Origin of the sequence: Mycobacterium sp. (genome assembly GCF_049683355.1) — a bacterium.
In the GTDB taxonomy this organism is placed as follows: domain Bacteria; phylum Actinomycetota; class Actinomycetes; order Mycobacteriales; family Mycobacteriaceae; genus Mycobacterium.
Map to the genome: position 1 here is coordinate 1 of NZ_JBAUJB010000343.1, position 2,785 is coordinate 2,785.

The 2,785-nt window shown below is 68.0% G+C and carries 4 protein-coding genes; all 4 read left to right on the forward strand.

Features of this window, described 5'->3' with window-relative positions; translation table 11 throughout:
- Positions 1 to 381: 381 nt before the first annotated feature.
- A complete protein-coding gene (gene rimP / locus WA944_RS19615; RefSeq protein WP_526611796.1) occupies positions 382 to 915 on the forward strand; it encodes a ribosome maturation factor RimP in 534 nt (177 codons plus the stop codon).
- Positions 912 to 1,979: a transcription termination factor NusA gene (gene nusA, locus WA944_RS19620; protein WP_526611797.1), complete on the forward strand. Its 1,068-nt coding sequence runs from the start codon at positions 912 to 914 to the stop codon at positions 1,977 to 1,979. Before rimP ends, nusA begins: the two co-directional genes overlap by 4 nt.
- A 94-nt stretch (positions 1,980 to 2,073) precedes the next feature.
- The gene (locus WA944_RS19625; RefSeq protein ID WP_526611798.1) at positions 2,074 to 2,409 is read left to right on the forward strand and encodes a DUF448 domain-containing protein; all 336 of its coding nucleotides are present in this window, start codon (positions 2,074 to 2,076) and stop codon (positions 2,407 to 2,409) included.
- 101 nt (positions 2,410 to 2,510) lie between these two features.
- Positions 2,511 to 2,785: translation initiation factor IF-2 N-terminal domain-containing protein (locus WA944_RS19630; RefSeq protein ID WP_526647261.1), on the forward strand; the 275-nt coding region annotated here is incomplete at its 3' end.

The following is a 2,785-nucleotide window of genomic DNA, read 5'->3' on the forward strand; positions in this document are numbered from 1 at the left end:
GGCGCGGTCCAGCGCGGTTGTCAGTTCGTCGAGGTCCGGCGGGGGTGGGGCGGTGCCGCAGGCCACCGACGTCGTCGTGGTCGCCGCGAACAGGGCCAGAGCCGCCGCCCCAGCCAGCACGCGTCGCCGGCTGACGATCGGCGGACGGCTCAACACGAGCAACATCCTGCCATTGCCGCGGCGGCGGCTTGGGGGGCATGCCGCGGCGGCGGCTTGGGGGGCATGCCGCCCCGGCGGCTCGGGGGCCGTCATCGGTGTCGCACCGATTTACGTCATTCGGGTTGAGGACGCTGGCGTATCGTGGAGTGTCGGGTCCGGGGACCGTGTTCACACGAAATCCCTGCGAACCGTGTCCGGACAACTCAAGACGAGGAGCTCACCGTGGCGGAGCGGTCTACGGCATTGCCGTCGCAACGACAGGTGATCGAACTGCTCGACGGGGAGTTCGCGCGCACCGGATTCGACATCGAGGACGTGGTGATCGACACCGCCGCGCGTCCGCCCCGGATCACGGTGATCACCGACGGTGACGCCGGCCTGGACCTGGACTCGGTGGCCGAACTGTCCCGGGTGGCCTCGGCGTTGCTCGACGAACTGGACACCGCGCCCTACGTCCTCGAGGTCACCTCGCCGGGCGTGGAGCGCCCGCTGACCACCGAGAAGCATTTCCGCCGGGCTCGCGGCCGCAAGGTGGAATTGACGCTGTCCGACGGATCGACGCTGACGGGACGGCTCGGCGCGGTGCGCGGACCCACCGTCGACCTCGTGCTGCGCGAACGCGCCCGCGGGGAGTTCGCCGTCCGCGACATCGCTCTCGACACCATCACCAACGCTGTTGTCCAGGTGGAGTTCTCGCCGCCCAATCCGCACGAGCTGGAACTGGCGGGCCAATCCGGAAAGGAGGCCTCAACGTGAACATCGACATGGCGGCCCTGCACGCCATCGAGGCCGACAAGGGAATCACCGTCGACGTCGTGGTCGACACCATCAAGTCGGCACTGCTGACCGCATACCGGCACACCGAAGGTCACCAGGCCGACGCGCGGATCGACATCGACCGCAAGACGGGCATCGTCAAGGTGATGGCCCGCGAGACCGACGCCGACGGCAACCTCCTGCACGAATGGGATGACACCCCTGAGGGTTTCGGCCGTATCGCGGCCACCACCGCACGCCAGGTGATCCTGCAGCGGCTCCGCGACGCCGAGAACGAGAAGAACTACGGCGAGTTCGCGGCCCGCGAGGGTGACATCGTCGCCGGGGTCATCCAGCGTGACTCGCGGGCGAACGCCCGCGGTCTGGTGGTCGTCCGGATGGGCAGCGAGACCAAGGGATCCGAAGGCGTCATTCCCGCTGCCGAACAGGTCCCCGGCGAACGCTACGAGCACGGGGACCGGTTGCGCTGCTACGTCGTCGGGGTGTCCCGCGGTGCCCGGGAACCACTCATCACGTTGTCGCGCACCCATCCGAACCTGGTGCGCAAGCTGTTCTCGCTGGAGGTCCCCGAGATCGCCGACGGTTCGGTCGAGATCATCGCGGTGGCCCGGGAGGCCGGCCACCGCTCCAAGATCGCCGTCACCTCCCGGATGCCGGGCCTCAACGCCAAGGGCGCCTGCATCGGCCCGATGGGGCAGCGGGTGCGCAACGTGATGAGTGAGCTGTCCGGCGAGAAGATCGACATCATCGACTTCGACGAGGACCCTGCCCGATTCGTGGCTAACGCCCTGTCGCCGGCCAAGGTCGTCTCGGTGTCGGTCATCGACGAGGCTGCACGCGCAGCCCGGGTGATCGTTCCGGACTTCCAGCTGTCACTGGCGATCGGCAAGGAAGGGCAGAACGCCCGCCTGGCGGCCAGGCTGACCGGTTGGCGTATCGACATCCGCAGCGACGACGACGCGCCGGTGGACCCGGCCGCCCGTCCGCCGGGTCGGCCCCAGCCCAGTCCGGGCGCCGCGCACGGCGCCGTGGGCGAGCGCTGACGCGCCGCGCCCGCCGGCTTTGGGTACCGATTTTCTTTTCGGTGCTGCGGTGACGGTAGACTCAGCTATGATCCAGCGCGAGACATCGGCTCGGATGCAGAGAAACACCGTCGAACCTCCAGGTGGACCAGTGCGGACCTGCATCGGATGCCGAAAACGAGAGCTGGCCGTCGAATTGCTTCGAGTTGTTGCTGTCGATGGCGGGGATGGCCCTGGGAATGACGCCAGTGCCGTGACCGTTGACGCAGCAGGAACGCTCCCGGGGCGTGGTGCGTGGCTGCATCCGGACCCCGAGTGCCTTCAAGCGGCAGTTCGTCGGCGGGCGTTCGGCCGAGCGTTGCGGATCACCGGTACACCGGACATCACCGCGGTGACCGAGCGTTTCCCGGACTCGGGGGCACTCGATCCACTGCGGCAACAGGACAGGTAGCGAAGAACATGAGCACACCGTGAAGTCTCGATGACCATGCGTCATAGCTAAACCGAGGCGCGGCGCCCACCACCGCTGTCGCCTCCCAGACAGGAGATGTAGTGGCAGGTAAGGCCCGCGTGCACGAGTTGGCTAAAGAACTCGGTGTCACCAGCAAGGAAGTTCTCGCCCGACTGAACGAACAGGGCGAATTCGTCAAATCGGCGTCGTCGACAGTCGAGGCGCCCGTCGCCCGCCGGTTGCGTGAGTCGTTCGGCGGCTCGAAACCGGCAGGCGAAAAGGTCAAGAGCGACGGCAACGGTTCGGCCGTGAAGCCCGCTGCGCCCAAGCCGGCCGCACCGAAACCGGCTGCGCCCCCGGCCGCCCAGGAGCCCGC